At 72.3% G+C, this 15,293-nt stretch carries 16 protein-coding genes and 1 pseudogene; 15 read left to right on the top strand and 2 right to left on the bottom strand.

Going from position 1 to position 15,293, the window contains the following annotated elements; genetic code table 11:
• Positions 1-71 precede the first annotated feature (71 nt).
• Positions 72-638 carry a ferritin gene (locus ACFHWE_RS16835; RefSeq protein ID WP_416602603.1) on the bottom strand — a complete coding sequence of 189 codons (567 nt, stop codon included), beginning with the start codon at positions 636-638 and terminating at the stop codon, positions 72-74.
• Positions 639-947: 309 nt separating this feature from the next.
• Between ACFHWE_RS16835 and hisD the strand changes: the two genes are divergently transcribed.
• From hisD to ACFHWE_RS16885, 10 genes and pseudogenes are all read left to right on the top strand, one after another.
• Positions 948-2,255 (top strand): histidinol dehydrogenase, encoded by a 1,308-nt coding sequence (gene hisD / locus ACFHWE_RS16840; protein ID WP_416602604.1) that lies wholly within the window; start codon positions 948-950, stop codon positions 2,253-2,255.
• A gap of 46 nt (positions 2,256-2,301) precedes the next feature.
• Positions 2,302-3,384, top strand: coding sequence for a histidinol-phosphate transaminase (locus ACFHWE_RS16845; protein ID WP_416602605.1), 1,083 nt, complete (start codon positions 2,302-2,304; stop codon positions 3,382-3,384).
• Positions 3,385-3,431: 47 nt separating this feature from the next.
• A complete protein-coding gene (gene hisB, locus ACFHWE_RS16850) occupies positions 3,432-4,025 on the top strand; it encodes an imidazoleglycerol-phosphate dehydratase HisB (RefSeq protein WP_416602606.1) in 594 nt (197 codons plus the stop codon).
• Entirely contained in the window at positions 4,026-4,187 is a 162-nt protein-coding gene (locus ACFHWE_RS16855) for a hypothetical protein (protein WP_416602607.1), read from the top strand.
• A 19-nt stretch (positions 4,188-4,206) separates the two neighbouring features.
• Positions 4,207-4,860, top strand: a complete 654-nt coding sequence (gene hisH, locus ACFHWE_RS16860) for an imidazole glycerol phosphate synthase subunit HisH (RefSeq protein ID WP_416602608.1) — start codon at positions 4,207-4,209, stop codon at positions 4,858-4,860.
• 38 nt (positions 4,861-4,898) lie between these two features.
• Positions 4,899-5,651 carry a bifunctional 1-(5-phosphoribosyl)-5-((5-phosphoribosylamino)methylideneamino)imidazole-4-carboxamide isomerase/phosphoribosylanthranilate isomerase PriA gene (priA, locus tag ACFHWE_RS16865; RefSeq protein WP_416602609.1) on the top strand — a complete coding sequence of 251 codons (753 nt, stop codon included), beginning with the start codon at positions 4,899-4,901 and terminating at the stop codon, positions 5,649-5,651.
• Positions 5,648-6,421: an imidazole glycerol phosphate synthase subunit HisF gene (gene hisF, locus ACFHWE_RS16870; protein ID WP_416602610.1), complete on the top strand. Its 774-nt coding sequence runs from the start codon at positions 5,648-5,650 to the stop codon at positions 6,419-6,421. The genes priA and hisF overlap by 4 nt, the downstream gene beginning before the upstream one ends.
• Before the next feature lie 407 nt (positions 6,422-6,828).
• A complete protein-coding gene (locus tag ACFHWE_RS16875; RefSeq protein WP_416602611.1) occupies positions 6,829-7,419 on the top strand; it encodes a peptidoglycan-binding protein in 591 nt (196 codons plus the stop codon).
• A 433-nt stretch (positions 7,420-7,852) separates the two neighbouring features.
• Positions 7,853-9,716 (top strand): annotated as a pseudogene (locus tag ACFHWE_RS16880) (ABC transporter ATP-binding protein); the annotation flags it as partial.
• A 4-nt stretch (positions 9,717-9,720) separates the two neighbouring features.
• Positions 9,721-11,523, top strand: coding sequence for an ABC transporter ATP-binding protein (locus ACFHWE_RS16885; protein WP_416602656.1), 1,803 nt, complete (start codon positions 9,721-9,723; stop codon positions 11,521-11,523).
• A gap of 26 nt (positions 11,524-11,549) precedes the next feature.
• Here ACFHWE_RS16885 and ACFHWE_RS16890 read toward each other — a convergent pair whose 3' ends face one another.
• A complete protein-coding gene (locus ACFHWE_RS16890) occupies positions 11,550-12,548 on the bottom strand; it encodes an SIS domain-containing protein (protein WP_416602612.1) in 999 nt (332 codons plus the stop codon).
• Between the two features lie 141 nt (positions 12,549-12,689).
• On the opposite strand from ACFHWE_RS16890, the gene hisI reads away from it, so the two are divergent.
• The 5 genes from hisI to ACFHWE_RS16915 all read left to right on the top strand — a co-directional run bounded on the left by hisI (position 12,690) and on the right by ACFHWE_RS16915 (position 15,262).
• On the top strand, positions 12,690-13,034 hold the full coding sequence (gene hisI, locus ACFHWE_RS16895) for a phosphoribosyl-AMP cyclohydrolase (protein ID WP_028647794.1): 345 nt from the start codon (positions 12,690-12,692) through the stop codon (positions 13,032-13,034).
• Entirely contained in the window at positions 13,031-13,735 is a 705-nt protein-coding gene (locus ACFHWE_RS16900; protein WP_416602613.1) for a Trp biosynthesis-associated membrane protein, read from the top strand. The genes hisI and ACFHWE_RS16900 overlap by 4 nt, the downstream gene beginning before the upstream one ends.
• Positions 13,735-14,061, top strand: coding sequence for an HGxxPAAW family protein (locus tag ACFHWE_RS16905; RefSeq protein WP_416602614.1), 327 nt, complete (start codon positions 13,735-13,737; stop codon positions 14,059-14,061). Before ACFHWE_RS16900 ends, ACFHWE_RS16905 begins: the two co-directional genes overlap by 1 nt.
• A gap of 254 nt (positions 14,062-14,315) precedes the next feature.
• Positions 14,316-14,672 carry a CD225/dispanin family protein gene (locus ACFHWE_RS16910; protein ID WP_416602615.1) on the top strand — a complete coding sequence of 119 codons (357 nt, stop codon included), beginning with the start codon at positions 14,316-14,318 and terminating at the stop codon, positions 14,670-14,672.
• Between the two features lie 80 nt (positions 14,673-14,752).
• The gene (locus tag ACFHWE_RS16915) at positions 14,753-15,262 is read left to right on the top strand and encodes a DUF2752 domain-containing protein (protein WP_416602616.1); all 510 of its coding nucleotides are present in this window, start codon (positions 14,753-14,755) and stop codon (positions 15,260-15,262) included.
• The last annotated feature ends 31 nt before the right edge of the window (positions 15,263-15,293 follow it).

Below are 15,293 nucleotides of genomic sequence, written 5' to 3' on the forward strand. Positions count from 1 at the left end.
CGCCCTCAACGGTCGGCCGTGGGCCGCAGCTCTGCCGGGCCCGTCACCCACCACCGCCCTCGGCCGCCGGGTCAGGACACCGACGGTCCGGCCGTGGCCGGCGCGCCCTGGCTGCCGCTGTCCTCGCTCGGCATGTCCCTGGCGACGAAGGTCTCCACGTCGAAGAAGTTGCCGTTGGAGCGGTCCACCACGTTGAGCAGGGTCGACATCGTGGCGACCTCCTCGGTCTGCTCCTGGATGAACCACTGGAGGAACTGCTCGCCCGTGTAGTCGTCCTCGTCCCGGGCCACCTTGGCCAGGTGCAGGATCTGGTCGGTCACCTCGCGCTCCTGGCGCAGGGCCAGGGCCACGAGGTCGCGTGGAACGGAGAAATCGGTCTCGATCGCGTCCACGCCGGGAAGCGCGAAATCGACGTCCCTGTCAATGAGGAACCGCACGATCATCATCGCGTGGTCGCGCTCTTCGAGGGATTGCTCGTAGAAGACGCGCGCCAACTGCGGGAGATCCTGGTCGTCAAACCATGTGGCGAGCGCCACGTACTGGTGTGAGGCGGTGAACTCGTGCCTCACCTGGTCGACCAGGAGGCGGTGGAACTTGGAAAGAGTGCTGTCGCCGGTCTTGGTCTTGTTCGAAGTCATGGCGCCACCATAACGTATTCGGAGGCATTATGCGAAGTTCTGTAAATCGCATGGAAAATGATTAGGCAAGCCTTTCTGAACATTGCTGAGGTGAGGTATTCCAAACTTAGGCGACGCTATTTTAGGTTAGGTGTTCCAAAGTTGCGGTGCGCTGGTGTGCGCCTTTCCCGGGACTGCGGCCGACGGACGTCCGCCGCGCCCCCGGCCGCCGCTCCACAGGACACGCCCCCACGGCGGATCACGGCGTGTTCTGTCCAACATCCGGACACGGCACCCGTCTCCGTGGGACGCGCACCCTAGACTGGGCCCGTGATCAGTCGAATCGACCTCCGAGGTACCCAGGGCGACCCCCGCCGAGCCCTCCCGCGCGCCGAACTGGACGTGGCGTCCGCCGTCGAACGCGTACGCCCCCTGTGCGAGGACGTACGCCATCGCGGAACCGAGGCGCTGATCGAACTCACCGAGCGCTTCGACGGTGTCCGGCTCACCGACGTCCGGGTCCCCCGCAAGGCCATCGACACCGCTCTGGAGGAACTCGACCCCGCCGTGCGCGCCGCGTTGGAGGAGTCCATCCGCCGCGCCCGCCTCGTCCACCGCGAGCAGCGCCGCACCGACCACACCACCCAGGTCGTCCCCGGCGGCACCGTCACCGAGAAGTGGATCCCCGTCGGCCGCGTCGGTCTCTACGTCCCCGGCGGCCGCGCCGTCTACCCCTCCAGCGTCATCATGAACGTGGTCCCCGCCCAGGAGGCCGGGGTCGGCTCCCTCGCCGTCACCTCGCCGCCCCAGGCGGAGTTCGGCGGCCTGCCGCACCCCACCATCCTCGCCGCCTGCGCCCTGCTCGGCGTCGACGAGGTCTACGCCGTCGGCGGCGCCCAGGCCGTGGCCATGTTCGCCCACGGCACCGACGACTGCGAGCGCGTCGACATGGTCACCGGTCCTGGCAACATCTGGGTGGCCGCCGCCAAACGCCTGCTCAAGGGCGTCATCGGCATCGACGCCGAGGCCGGCCCCACCGAGATCGCGATCCTGGCCGACTCCACCGCCGACCCCGACTACGTCGCCGCCGACCTCATCAGCCAGGCCGAGCACGACGTCGTCGCCGCCTCCGTCCTGGTCACCCCCGACGAAGCCCTCGCCGAGGCGGTCACCGAACGCCTCGCCGTGCGCGTCCCCGCCACCAAGCACACCGAGCGCGTTCGCGAGGCCCTCGCCGGACCCCAGTCCGGCATCGTCCTGGTCGACGACCTCGACCACGGCCTGGCCGTCGTCGACGCCTACGCGGCCGAGCACCTGGAGATCATGACCGCCGACGCCGCGGCCGTCGCCGACCGCGTGCGCAACGCCGGGGCGGTCTTCGTCGGGGACTTCTCCCCGGTCTCGCTCGGCGACTACGCCGCCGGCTCCAACCACGTCCTGCCCACCGGCGGCTGCGCCTGCCACAGCGGCGGGCTGAGCGTGCAGACCTTCCTGCGCGGCGTGCACGTCGTCAACTACGACCGCGACGCCCTGGCCGGGGTCGCCCACCACGTCGTCACCCTGGCCGGAGCCGAGGACCTGCCCGCGCACGGCGAGGCCGTCACCGCGCGCACCGGAGAGGACCCCGGCCCGGCCTGAACCGACGCGGCCACCCGGACACCACACACCACAAGAGCGTGAGACCGTGAGCTTCACACTGAACGACCTGCCCCTGCGCGACGACCTGCGCGGTCAGTCGCCCTACGGCGCGCCGCAACTGGACGTACCGGTCGTGCTCAACACCAACGAGAACCCCTACGCCCCCTCGCCGGAACTGGCCGAGGCCATGTCCGGCGCCGTCGCTGGGACGGCCCTGGGGCTCAATCGCTACCCCGACCGCGACGCCGTCCGCCTGCGCGAGGGCCTGGCCGCCTACCTCGGACACGGGCTGACCGGCGCGCAGGTCTGGGCCGCCAACGGCTCCAACGAGGTCCTGCAACAGATCCTCCAGGCCTTCGGCGGGCCCGGCCGCACCGCGATGGGCTTCGAGCCCTCCTACTCGATGCACCCCATCATCACCCGGGGCACCAACACCTCCTGGGTGTCCGTCCCGCGCGAGGCCGACTTCCGCGTCGGCGTCGACACCGCACTGGCCGCGATCGCCGAGCACCGGCCCAGCGTCGTCTTCCTCACCTCGCCCAACAACCCCACCGGCACCGCCATCGACCTCGCCGACGTCCGGCGCATCGCCGACGCCGCACCCGGCGTCGTCGTGGTGGACGAGGCCTACGCCGAGTTCCGGCGAGCCGATACCCCCAGCGCCCTCACCCTCCTGTCGGAGTACCCGCGCCTGATCGTCTCGCGGACCATGTCCAAGGCCTTCGCCCTGGCCGGGGCGCGTGTGGGCTACCTCGCCGCCCACCCCGCGGTGGTCGACGCCCTCCAACTGGTCCGCCTGCCCTACCACCTGTCCGCCGTCACCCAGGCCGTCGCCTCCACCGCGCTGGAGTACGCTGGCGAGCTCCTCGCCGCCGTCGACGACCTGCGCGCCGAACGCGACGGCCTGGTCGCCTGGCTCCGAGACCACGGCTTCTCCGTGGCCGAGTCCGACGCCAACTTCATCATGTTCGGCGAGTTCGAGGACCGCACCCGCGTGTGGGAGGCGATGCTCGAACGCCAGGTGCTCATCCGCGAGGTCGGCCCGCCCGGATGGCTGCGCGTCACCGTCGGCACCCCCACCGAGACGGCCGCCTTCCGCGAGGCCCTCCTCGCCGCCACTGGACGCTGACCCGGCGCCGGACCCGACCCGCCCCACACCGAGGGAGTAGAGACACCATGAGCCGCACCGGCCGCGTGGAACGCGCCACCAAGGAAACCAAGGTCCTGGTCGAGATCGACCTCGACGGCACCGGCGTCGCCGACGTCTCCACCGGCGTCGGCTTCTACGACCACATGCTCGACCAGCTCGCCAAGCACGGCCTGTTCGACCTCACCGTGCGCACCGAGGGCGACCTGCACATCGACTCCCACCACACCATGGAGGACACCGCCCTGGCCCTGGGCGCCGCCTTCCGGGAGGCCCTCGGCGACAAGAGCGGCATCCGCCGCTTCGCCGACGCCAAGGTGCCCCTGGACGAGGCCCTGGCCGAGGTGACCGTCGACGTCTCCGGCCGCCCCTACCTGGTGCACAGCGAACCCCAGGGCATGGCCCCGGTCATCGGACGCGACTACGACACCACCATGACCCGCCACATCCTCGAATCCTTCGTCGCCCAGGCGCGCGTGGCCCTGCACGTCCACGTGCCCTACGGCCGCAACGCCCACCACATCGTCGAGTGCCAGTTCAAGGCCCTGGCGCGGGCGCTGCGCTCCGCCACGGAGCGGGACCCGCGCGTCAGCGGCGTCCCCTCCACCAAGGGCGCACTGTAGATGGACGCCGACCTCTGGGGGCTGTTCCTCATCGTGCTGGCCGGGTTCCTGGCCGGAGGGGCGTACTCACTGTGGAAGGCCAGCCGGGTGCTCGCCGTCGCGCTGGCCGCGTGCGCGGTCCTGGCCGTGGCCTCCGGTGTGCTCCGGCTCGGCTACCTCTAGGACTAGGAAAGGAAGGAACATGCCCTCACGTGTGGTCGTCTTCGACTACGGATCGGGCAACCTGCGCTCGGCCCAGCGCGCGATGGAGCGCACCGGCGCCGATGTGACCGTCACCTCCGACCCCCGTGTCGCGCTGGAAGCCGACGGCCTCGTCGTCCCCGGTGTGGGCGCCTTCAGCGCCTGCATGTCCAGCCTGCTCGCCGCGGGCGGGGACCGCGTCATCGGCAGGCGCCTGGCCGGCGGCCGCCCCGTCCTGGGTATCTGCGTCGGCCTCCAGGTCCTCTTCGAACAGGGCGTGGAGCAGGCCGACACCAGCGCCGAGGAGGTGGCCACCAAGGGCTGCGGCGAATGGCCCGGAACCGTGGAGCGCCTGCGCGCCCCCGTCCTCCCGCACATGGGCTGGAACACCGTCCGCCCCCCCGAGGGCTCGTGGCTCTTCGCCGGGATCGGCGCCGACGAGCGGTTCTACTTCGTGCACTCCTACGCCGTGCGCACCTGGGAGTTCGAGGCCGGCGACCAGCGCATCGCCCCGCCCCTGGTGACCTGGGCCGAGCACGGAGAGCCGTTCGTCGCCGCCGTCGAGAACGGCCCCCTGTGCGCCACCCAGTTCCACCCCGAGAAGTCCGGGGAGGCGGGCGCACGCCTCCTGGCCAACTGGGTCGCCACCCTGTAGACACGCGGACCCACACCACCGAACACGAAAAGGCACACATGACCGGCACCACGTCGACACCCGCACTCGAACTCCTGCCCGCCGTGGACGTGGCGGGCGGCCAGGCCGTCCAGCTCGTCCAAGGCAGGGCCGGCTCCGGCGGCCAGTACGGAGACCCCCACGAGGCGGCCATGAACTGGCAGCGGGCCGGCGCCGAGTGGATCCACCTCGTGGACCTGGACGCCGCGTTCGGGCGGGGCCACAACCGCGACCTGCTGCGCGACATCGTCGGCCGCCTCGACATCAAGGTCGAGATGTCCGGCGGCATCCGCGACGACGAGTCCCTGGCCGCCGCCCTGGCCACCGGGTGCACCCGCGTCAACATCGGCACCGCCGCCCTGGAGAACCCCGAGTGGTGCGCCAAGATCATCGCCGAACACGGGGACAGGGTCGCCATCGGCCTCGACGTGCGCGGCACCACCCTGGCCGCCCGGGGCTGGACCCGCGACGGCGGCGACCTGTTCGCCACCCTCGACCGCCTGGAGTCGGAGGGCTGCGCCCGCTACGTCGTCACCGACGTCAACAAGGACGGCACCCTCAAGGGCCCCAACCTGGACCTGCTGCGCACCGTGTGCGAGCGCACCGACAAGCCTGTCGTGGCCAGTGGCGGCGTCTCCAGCCTCGACGACCTCAGGGCCATCGCCACCCTCGTCCCCGAGGGCGTGGAGGGCGCCATCATGGGCACCGCCCTGTACGAGGGGGCCTTCACCCTGGAGGACGCCCTGGCCCTGGTCCGGGGGGAGTACCGGTGAGCCTCGCGGTCCGTGTCATCCCCTGCCTGGACGTCGACGCCGGACGGGTGGTCAAGGGCGTCAACTTCGAGAACCTGCGCGACGCCGGCGACCCCGTCGAACTCGCGGCCTCCTACGACGCCGGGGGCGCCGACGAACTCACCTTCCTCGACGTCACCGCCTCCAGCGGCAACCGCGAGACCACCTACGACGTGGTGCGCCGCACCGCGGACCAGGTGTTCATCCCGCTGACCGTCGGGGGAGGGGTGCGCACCGCCGACGACGTCGACCGACTCCTGCGCGCCGGCGCAGACAAGGTCGGGGTCAACACCGCCGCCATCGCTCGTCCCGAACTCATCGGGGAGATCGCCGAGCGCTTCGGCCGCCAGGTCCTGGTGCTCTCGGCCGACGTGCGGCGGGTGCGCCAGGACGGAGAGCCCACCCCCAGCGGGTTCGAGGTCACCACCCACGGCGGGCGCACCGGCACCGGCATCGACGCCCTGGAATGGTGCGAGCGCGCCGCCGACCTGGGCGCGGGCGAGATCCTGCTCAACTCCATGGACGCCGACGGCACCAAGGAGGGCTTCGACCTGGAACTCATCCGGGCCGTGCGCGCCCGTGTCCGCGTCCCGCTCATCGCCTCCGGCGGCGCCGGGAAGGTGGAGCACTTCGCCCCGGCCGTCGAGGCGGGCGCCGACGCGGTCCTGGCGGCGACCGTCTTCCACTTCGGCGAGTTCACCATCGCCGACGTCAAGAAGAGCCTGAGCGAGGCCGGGTACGCCGTGCGGTGACCGCTTCCGGCCCGGCCCCGGCCGGGCTGGAACGGAGACGTGGTTCCCGGGGGACGGAAGGGGCCGCCACGGTCGAACACAGGGATGCCGCTGTCTCCGCGACCACCGACGAGGACGGCGCATGGTGTGCCAGAGCGGAAGCCGTCGGCGGCGGTGTGGCTTACGGGGAAGGCGACACCAAGGCCGAGGCCCTTGCCGACCTCCGGTCCGGGCTGGTCGCGCTCTCCGAGTCGATCGGACCTCTGGACGCCGAGAACACCGCGTAGATGCCCCGGTTTTCTCTAGGTTCGTCCACTGTCGGCGGGGATACATTTCCCTTCCCCCGCGGGTCTCGGTGTGAACGACAGGGCCGTCTCACCCATCCCACAGAGCGACGGAGCAACACTCCTCGGGAAAGGAAGGCCCCCATGTCCACCCGAACACGCACCCGCCTCCCCGGGCGCCTGGCCGCACTGGTCACCGCCGCACTCCTCGCTTTGGCCGCCACCATGGTCGGCCTGTCCTCGGCCTCGGCCGCGCCGCAGCCCGCCACGCCCGTCCCCGCCTCCGGCGGCGAGGCCTGGCCCGACTACGGCGACGGGGACGCCGACGTCGACATCGCGGCCGCCAAACTGCTGCTCATCCAGATCGGGTTCGACCCGCACATGGACTACGACCGCCCGATCTACTTCGACGGCCACATGAGCCACTCCGTCCGCGCCTACCAGGAGTACGCGGGCATCCCCGAGACCTCCCGACTGGACGCCGACACCTGGGAGGCCCTCAGCGACGACACCTTCGGCCTGTACCGGCGCGGCTCCACGGGCGAGGCCGTCGAGGCCATACAGCGCCTGCTCAACGCCAAGTACGCCCTCCACCTGTTGACCGACGGCATCTACGGGCCGAACACCGAGGCCGCGGTCCGCTCCGCCCAGAACGACCTGGGCATCGGCGTCGACGGCATCGCCGGACCGGTCACCTTCCGCGCGCTCATCACCTACCAGGACTACGACCGCTAGACTCGGGACCGGCCAGGTTCAACAGGACGGCCGCCCGCCCGTCGCCCTCCACCGCCCTCAAAGGTGGGCCTACGGCCCCGGCCCCGCCCGCCGATACCGCAGCCGCGCCCCGGCTGTCCGGCGGGCCGCCGTGCGGCCAATCCCTCCGCCCCGGACGGAATAGCCCCGCCCCGTCCGGCGCTGAACATCTTCGGTGCCCGTGTCGGCACCCGAGAAACCACACGCGCCCCGGACGCTCCCGCCGTGCCCGGCAACGCCCCGGGTCGCGTACCTCCGGACCCCGGGTCCGGCCGACAACACGAACGGGGGGCGCATGGCGCAGGGAACCACCACCGGCGACCGGGACACGGAGGAGGACACCCCGGACACCCCGGTACGGGAGGCCGCCTCACCCCGCAGCCCCACCCGTGTCTTCTCACGCGGCGTCGGCGTCATGTGGACCGCCATCCGCACCGAACCCTGGGTGTTCCTCATCGCCTTCACCGGTGCCGTACTCCACGCCGCCGTCACCGTCGGCGCCGCCTCCGTCCTCGGACACCTCACCGAGACCACCATCCTCCCCGCCATCGACAGCGGCTCCACCACCACCGCGGCGCTCCTCGGCGCGGCCGCCCTCCTCATGGCCGTCGGCCTCGGCAAAGCGGTCGGGCTCGCCCTGCGCCGCCTCTTCGCCGGACTCATGCAGTTCCGCATGCAGGCCCGCTACCGCCGCGCCGTCGCCCGCAAATACCTCGAACTGCCCCTGGCCTGGCACCACCGCCACCCGACGGGCCGCCTGCTCTCCAACGCCAACGCCGACGTCGAAGCCTCCTGGCAGCCCCTGGCACCCCTGCCCATGGCCGTCGGAGCGGTGTTCATGCTCCTCATCGCCGCCGTCGCCATGATCGTCACCGACCCGGTCCTGGCCCTGGTCGCCTTCGTCGTCTTCCCCGTCCTGATCGCCGCCAACGCCGTCTTCCAGCGCAAGGTCTCCCCGATGGCCGCCCACGCCCAGGCCCTGCGCGCCGAGGTCAGCGGCGTCGCCCACGAGTCCTTCGACGGCGCGCTCGTGGTCAAGACCCTCGGCCGCGAGGACACCGAGACCGAGCGCTTCACCGAATCCGCCAACCGCCTGCGCGACGCCCTCATCCGCGTCGGCCGCATGCGCGCCGTGTTCGACCCGGTCATGGAGTCCCTGCCCAACTTCGGTGTGCTCGCCGTCCTCCTCCTGGGCACGTGGCGCCTGTCCACCGGCGCGATCGACCCCGGCGAACTCGTCCAGACCGCCTACCTGTTCACCCTCATGGCCCAGCCCATCCGCGCCTTCGGCTTCCTCCTCGGCGACCTGCCGCGCAGCGTCGTGGGATGGGAACGCGTCCAGTCGGTCCTGCGCTCGGAAGGGTCCATGGATCACGGCCGCCGCACCCTCGAACCGGCCCCCACCGGCCTCGCCCTCGCCACCCGCGGCCTCACCTTCTCCTACGCCGACTCCCACGACGCGCACGGCACCGGAAACGACCTCATGGACGGCGATCGCACCGGCCCCCGCACCACCGTCCTCGACGGCGTGGACCTGGACATCGTCCCCGGCCGCACCGTTGCCCTGGTCGGCCCCACCGGCTCGGGCAAGTCCACCCTGACCACCCTCCTCACCCGCCTGGTGGACCCCGACAGCGGCACCGTCACCCTCGACGGCGTCGACGCCCGCGACCTCGCCCGCGGCCAGATCCCCAGCCACGCCGCACTCGTCCCGCAGAGCACCTTCATCTTCGAGGACACCGTCCGCGACAACATCGCCCTCGGCTCGGCCGACATCGACGACGCGCAGGTCTGGGCCGCCCTGGAACTGGCCCGCGCCGACGGGTTCGTCAAGGAGCTCGACGGCGGACTCGACGCCCGGCTGGGGGAGAAGGGCACCACCCTCTCCGGCGGGCAGCGCCAGCGCCTGGCCCTGGCCCGCGCCGTGGTCCGCCGCCCCCGGCTGCTCATCCTGGACGACGCCACCTCGGCCGTCGACCCCCAGATCGAGGCGCAGATCCTCGCCGGACTGCGCTCCCGCGACGACGCCGCGACCGTCGTCGTGGTCGCCTACCGCCGCGCCACCATCGAACTCGCCGATGAGGTGGTCTACATGGAACGCGGCCGCGTCCTGGCCCGCGGCACCCACAAGGAACTGCTGGACACCTCACCCGGCTACACCAGGCTCGTCACCGCCTACGAGCGCGCCTCGGCCGAGAACACCGCCGCGCGCGCCACCCGCACCACCGAGGAGGCCGCCCGATGAGCGCACCCGCCCGCACCGCTCCACGGCACGAGACCCCCATCGGCCCCCAGCCCGCCGCCCCGGCCGCCGCGCCCGGCCTCAGCCGCTCCCGCGACTCGGCGATCGACACCCTGCGCAGCGGGCTCCGGCTCTCCCCGGAGTTCGCCCGCGGCCTATGGCTGACCCTGGCCTTCGCCGTCGTCGCCACCGCCGGCAAGATCGTCGTGCCCGTCGCCGTCCAGCAGATCATCGACAACGGACTCACCGGCACGGGCGGCCCCGACCTGGAGTTCGTCACCCGCATGGTGGCCCTGTGCGCCGCCCTGCTCGTGGTCACCATGGTCTGCTCCTACCTGATGAACCTGCGGCTGTACCGGGCCACCGAGTCCGGCCTGGCCACCCTGCGCCGCAAGGCCTTCCGCCACGTGCACGACCTGTCCGTGCTCACCCAGAACAGCGAACGCAAGGGCGCCCTGGTCTCCCGCGTCACCAGCGACGTCGACCAGATCAGCACCTTCATGCAGTGGGGCGGCCTGCTCATCATCGTCAGCAGCGGCCAACTGCTCGTGGCCACCGTGCTCATGGCGGTCTACTCCTGGCAGCTCACCCTCGTGGTGTGGCTCTGCTTCCTGCCGCTGCTGCTGGGCGTCCGCTGGCTCCAGAGGCTGCTCTCCCGTGCCTACCTCACCGTCCGCGAACGCACCGGCGACATGCTCGCCGTCTTCGGCGAGGCCGTCATGGGCGCCGCCGTCATCCGCGCGCACGGCACCGAGGAGCGCACCGCCGGGCGCATCGACACCACCGTCCTGGCCACCCGTAGCGCCCAGGTCAGGGCACAGCGCCTGTCCATGGCCGTGTCCCCGTTCGCCGAGATCGTCGCCGCCCTCGGCAACACCGCCGTCGTCCTCGTCGGCGTGTGGCTGGGCATCGGCGGCGACATCACCGCCGGACAGCTCGTCGCCTTCCTCTTCCTGCTGACCCTGTTCATCCAGCCGATGATGATGGCCACCGAGATCTTCAACGAGGCGCAGAACGCCATCGCCGGATGGCGCCGCGTCCTGGGCGTCCTCGACACCGTCCCCGACATCGCCGACCCCGGCGAGGACGGCCGCGTCCTGCCGCGCGGCCCCGTCGGCGTCCGCTTCGACGGCGTCACCTACGCCTACCCGGAAGGCCCCGTGGTCCTGGACGGGATCGACACCGAGATCACCCCGGGTACCCGCCTGGCCGTGGTCGGGGAGACCGGATCGGGCAAGACCACCTTCGTCAAACTCCTCACCCGCCTCATGGACCCCGCCGAGGGGCGGGTCCTCCTCGACGGCGCCGACCTGCGCGAGGTGGCCTTCTCCTCCCTGCGCAGCCGCGTGGTCATGGTGCCGCAGGAGGGCTTCCTCTTCGACGGCTCCCTGGGCGACAACATCCGCTTCGCCCGTCCGGGAAGCACCGACACCGAACTGGAGGCCGCCGTCGCCGACCTCGGCCTGGCCGACTGGCTCGTCGGCCTCGCCCACGGCCTGGACACACCCGTGGGCCAGCGCGGGGAGTCCCTGTCGGCGGGGGAGCGCCAGCTCGTCGCGCTCATCCGCGCCTACGTCGCCGACCCCGACCTGCTGGTGCTCGACGAGGCCACCTCGGCCGTCGACCCGCACACCGAGGTGCGCATCCAGCGCGCCCTGGACCATCTCACCCGCGGACGCACCTCCGTGGCCATCGCCCACCGGCTGTCCACCGCGGAGGCCGCCGACCGGGTCCTGGTCTTCGACCGGGGCCGCATCGTCCAGAGCGGTACCCACGACGAACTCGTGTCCCGCCCCGGCGTCTACTCCGACCTGTACGCCTCCTGGGTGAGCTCCTCAGCCTGACCGGGCTCTCTCCGGGCCGCCCGTGGTCAGCGGCCGGAGGAGCGCCACCAGTGGGCGGCCACCAGTTCCGCCGCCAGGGGCTCCACCAGCAGGCTCACGTCGGGGTCCGTGTCGCCGGGATAGCGCACGGTCAGCTCCGCCCCCGGAACGCTCTCGCGCCCGGGGGCGGAGCCCACGGCCGCGAAGCGCCCCCGCAACTGCCCCAGGTGCTCGGCGAAGCGCTCGTCGTAGGCCGAGCCCGCGAACAGCAGCGCGCGGTAGTCCGTCACCGCCGCCAGGTAGCGGTCGGTGTGCGACCACTCCCCGGTCTCGCGGGCGTGCGCCACCCGCACCGGGCCGCCGCGCACCACCCGGACCCCCTGGGCCGCCGACGCCAGCCGCTCGGCCGGGGCGACCATGTGCACGCCGTGCGGCGAGTCCAGCACCCGGGCCACCTCCGGCACCCACGCCTCGGCCTCCCGCAGCAGTGTCGCCGTGGCGTGGGCCGCCCGGTGCAGCAGCCCCGGGAAGTTGCCGCCGCCCCCCGCCGGGGCGCCCAGACGGTGCCCCAGCAGCAGGCCCAGCGCCATCGCGTGCTGGTAGGCGCGGCATCCCAGCCCCGCGGACTCCTCACCGGCGTGCAGCGGCACCACCAGGTCGGCGATCCGCGCCACCACCGCCCCCGGGTCGGGGGTGAGCACGATGACGGGGGAGCGCGCCACGTACCGGTCCAGCACGGTGGCCAGCTCCCGCTGTCCGCCGCCCAGGCTCACCCCGACCACCAGGGTCTCGGGGCCGGCGGGCGGAGTCTCGGCGGACGAGGAGTGCTCGGCGCTCGCCGCGATCCCGGCCCGCCGCAGCCGCGCCGCGACCGTGGCGCACACGTGCCGCGCCGCACCCAGGCCCAGCAGGCGCACGGCGGCGGGCTCGTCGTCCAGCAGCGCGGGCAGTGCCGCGTACGGGTTCCAGCGCGGGAACCGGTCGGCGAGGGCGGTCAGGGACGCGGGTTTGCCCGCGAGGTCGGAGAGCAGGAGGTCGGCGGTCACAGGGCTCCCAGTGTGCGGGACCGGCGGATCGGTGGCGGACCCACGAACTCTACCGAGGATGTCGGCGCAGGCCGGACACGCGCCCGCCACCCGGCCGCACCCCGGTGCAAGGCCACCGCGCGGCGGCCATAATCTGGGGGCATGAGCGTCTCCAGCCTCGACCCGGGTATCGCCGCACGCCTGAAGCGGACCCCGGACGGACTCGTCCCCGCCATAGTGCAGCAGCACGACACCGGCGCGGTCCTCATGCTCGCCTGGATGGACGACGAGGCCTTGCACCGCACCCTCACCACCAAGGCCGCCACCTACTGGTCGCGCAGTCGGGGCGAGTACTGGGTCAAGGGCGCCACCTCCGGACACACCCAGCGCGTGGTCTCGGTCGCCCTCGACTGCGACGGCGACACCCTCCTGGTCCGGGTCGACCAGACCGGAGCCGCCTGCCACACCGGCGACCCCACGTGCTTCGACGCGGGGCGGCTCCTGTGAGTCCCACCGCAGTCGGAAAGTACGCGGGCCGCGAGTTCGGCGCCGTGATGCTGGCCCTGGTGGCGGGGGGCGGGCTCCTGCTCGCCTCGGCCGGACGGACCTGGGCGACCGGTGAGGCCGGGGTGTCCGGACCGGTCGCCGCCATGGCCGTGGACGTCACCGGTGGCGACCTCAGCGGCGCCATGGCCGGTGTCGGCTGGGCCGCGCTGGCCGGGACCGCGGGACTGTACGCCGCGCGCGGACCGGCGCGCCGCCTGGTGGGGGCGCTCCTCGCCCTCGGCGGGGTGTTCGCGCTGGTCCAGGTGGGAAGCGCCACCCGCCCCGGCGCCCTCGCCGCCGCCCTGGCCGAAGCGGTCGGCGGCGCCGCCGGCGCGGCACGGGCAGTGGGGGAGCCGGCGCTGCACGCCGCCGGGCCGGCCATGGCCGCGGCCGGAGCCGCTGCCGTCACGGCAGCCGGAGCCGCCGCTGTGATCAGGGCGACCCTCTGGCCCGGCATGGGCAGCAGGTACGATCGGGACGCCGCACCGCGTTCGACCAGGGCGGACACACCCGCCGACCTGTGGCGTTCCCTGGACGTGGGCGACGACCCCACTCTCGACGCCCGCGGTGGCGTGACCGAGCCCGAGCGCTCCGCAGCCGAGGGCGGCACCACCCCAGCACCGCTGGCGTCAGGGCCAGCCGAACCGAAGGAGAACCACTGATGGCCGACGCACACCACGAAGAACACGAGGACCACGGCAACACCGTCTCCGCCTGGTTCCTCACCGTCTCCTGGATCGTCGCCTGGTCCGTCGCCGGGGTCGCGATCATCATGGGCGGCGGGCTGGTCCTGTGGACCGTCCTCGCCCTCGGCGCCAGCGTGGTGTTCGCGGTCATCGCCGGTCTCCTGAAGCGGGCCGGCCTGGGCCGCAAGGAGCCGCGCCCGGTTCCGCCCACGCGCGAGCAGTGGGAGGCGGCCCGGACCTCCGAGGGCACCAAGGGCACGGACGAGGTGCGCGAGGTCGCCGCTTCCGCGGGCCGGGCCTGAACGGAGCGGGACAGGAAACCCCCAGCTCGCAGCGAGTGCGGAGCGGGGCATGGACGCGGGGCCGGTGGGAGGGGTAGATTCTTTCCGCCGGTCCGTCGCGTTGTGTCGGGTTCCGTCTGCGCGATTCGTACCGATATGGCATGATCTTTGCCTTCGGTCGCATGTGTACCGGTTTCCCGACCATGCCCCCAGTTGGGTTGGCGCGCACCTCGTGTGCGCCGCGATGACCCCTACTCAGGAAAGTTGTACCGATCATGAGCTACGGTCCCCCGCCCCCAGGCAACCCCGGCCCGCCCCCCGGCGGCGGCTACGGCCCTCCCGCAGGCGGCCCCGTCGGTGAGCGCCCGAAGAACTACCTGGTGCACAACATCCTGGGTATCTTCGGCTGCACCATCGTCGGCATCATCGGCCTGGTCTTCTCGCTCCAGGTCAACAGCAAGTGGGACTCCGGCGACTACGCCGGCGCCCAGTCCGCTGCGGGCACCGCCAAGATCCTCGGCATCATCAGCCTGGTCTCCTTCATCATCGCTGTGATCTTCTGGATCGCCTACATCATCTTCTTCGTGGTGCTCCTGGGAAGCACTGCCACAACCACCACGTACGGCTACTGATCAGCTCAGGCGTGAGTGCCGAGCCCCGGGAACATCCTCTCGGGGCTCGGTCCGCCCGGGGACTACCTATGCTGGTGCGCATGGACGCCACACCCCCGCCCCGCGTCGCCGACCCGGCACTGCCCGGCCCCTTCGGGCGAGCCGAACAGGCCGTGACCCGGCTGCTCGCACGCCTGCACCCGGTCGTGCTCCCCACGGGTGTCGGCGCTCTGGGCCTGGCCGGTGCCGCGCTGCTCCACTTCGTCGACCCGGGCGAGCCCGGCAACTACCCCACCTGCCCGTGGCTGGCGCTCACCGGGACCTACTGCCCCGGCTGCGGTTCCATGCGCGCCGTCGCGCTCCTCACACACCTGGACATCACCGCCGCGATCAGCATGAACCCCCTACTCTTCCTGCTGGCGCCCTTTCTCGTATGGACCTACGCCGGTTGGTTCGCGAGGGCCGTGAGACCGTCCCAGGCGGTGCCCGAACCGACCCCCACCTGGTTCCTGTGGGCGGTGGTCGTCGCCGTCTTCGCCCACTGGATCCTGCGGAACCTGCCCTGGTTCGCCTTCCTGGCACCGGGAGCCCCCCTCTTCCCCGGCTGGTGACGTCCTCCGCACACCCAATCACCCACCCCCA

The sequence above is a fragment of the Nocardiopsis sp. LOL_012 genome (genome assembly GCF_048060475.1).
Taxonomy (GTDB): domain Bacteria; phylum Actinomycetota; class Actinomycetes; order Streptosporangiales; family Streptosporangiaceae; genus Nocardiopsis.

Excerpts from the sequence above, each read along its gene's own strand:
- ACFHWE_RS16855 (WP_416602607.1), top strand. The coding sequence starts at position 4,026 with ATGGACGCCGACCTCTGGGGGCTGTTCCTCATCGTGCTGGCCGGGTTC.
- ACFHWE_RS16915 (WP_416602616.1), top strand. The coding sequence starts at position 14,753 with ATGGACGCCACACCCCCGCCCCGCGTCGCCGACCCGGCACTGCCCGGC.
- hisI (WP_028647794.1), top strand. The coding sequence starts at position 12,690 with ATGAGCGTCTCCAGCCTCGACCCGGGTATCGCCGCACGCCTGAAGCGG.
- ACFHWE_RS16905 (WP_416602614.1), top strand. The coding sequence starts at position 13,735 with ATGGCCGACGCACACCACGAAGAACACGAGGACCACGGCAACACCGTC.
- hisB (WP_416602606.1), top strand. The coding sequence starts at position 3,432 with ATGAGCCGCACCGGCCGCGTGGAACGCGCCACCAAGGAAACCAAGGTC.
- hisH (WP_416602608.1), top strand. The coding sequence starts at position 4,207 with ATGCCCTCACGTGTGGTCGTCTTCGACTACGGATCGGGCAACCTGCGC.
- ACFHWE_RS16910 (WP_416602615.1), top strand. The coding sequence starts at position 14,316 with ATGAGCTACGGTCCCCCGCCCCCAGGCAACCCCGGCCCGCCCCCCGGC.
- priA (WP_416602609.1), top strand. The coding sequence starts at position 4,899 with ATGACCGGCACCACGTCGACACCCGCACTCGAACTCCTGCCCGCCGTG.
- ACFHWE_RS16875 (WP_416602611.1), top strand. The coding sequence starts at position 6,829 with ATGTCCACCCGAACACGCACCCGCCTCCCCGGGCGCCTGGCCGCACTG.
- ACFHWE_RS16835 (WP_416602603.1), bottom strand. The coding sequence starts at position 638 with ATGACTTCGAACAAGACCAAGACCGGCGACAGCACTCTTTCCAAGTTC.